Source organism: Erwinia sp. PME.40.26/001, from assembly GCF_055556675.1.
This window is the reverse complement of sequence record NZ_JBVHNP010000039.1, coordinates 1-396: the sequence shown is the minus strand read 5'-3', so window position 1 is coordinate 396 and position 396 is coordinate 1. Positions and strand designations below refer to the sequence as shown.

General features: G+C 64.6%; 2 protein-coding genes. Both read left to right on the top strand.

The features are described 5' to 3' along the window. Window positions 1–218, top strand: a 218-nt coding sequence (locus ACZ3HG_RS23110) for an aromatic-ring-hydroxylating dioxygenase subunit beta (protein ID WP_465334628.1), incomplete at its 5' end; no start/stop codon positions are given. Continuing rightward, on the top strand, window positions 215–396 hold a 182-nt coding region (locus ACZ3HG_RS23105), incomplete at its 3' end, for a hypothetical protein (RefSeq protein ID WP_465334626.1). The genes ACZ3HG_RS23110 and ACZ3HG_RS23105, both read left to right, overlap by 4 nt.

The window sequence follows — 396 nt, the reverse complement described above, 5'->3', positions numbered from 1 at the left end:
ACGTGCGCACCTTCGAGAGCGACGTCCCGGGCGAGGTCGTCGTCGATTCTGCGGTGCTTCTTTTCCGCAGTCGCGGCGACGTGCACGAGCCCGCGGTGATCTCGGCCGGCCGCGAAGACGTTCTGCGACGTGTCGGCGGCGGGTTGCAGCTCGCACGCCGAACCATCACGGTCGACGAGTCGGTCTTGCGCACACAGAATCTGGCGATCTTCCTATGAAACTCGAATGGGAAGGCGAAGAGGACGACCGCATCGCGGCCATCGCAGCAGCAGACGAACGTCAGCGGCTCGAAGACCAGCGGGTAGGGGCTCCGATCTCGATCGCCAATGAGTTCTCGGAGATCCGGGTATCTCGCGTGGAGACACGCAACGGCTCCCGGCTCCTGATCGAGTCGCC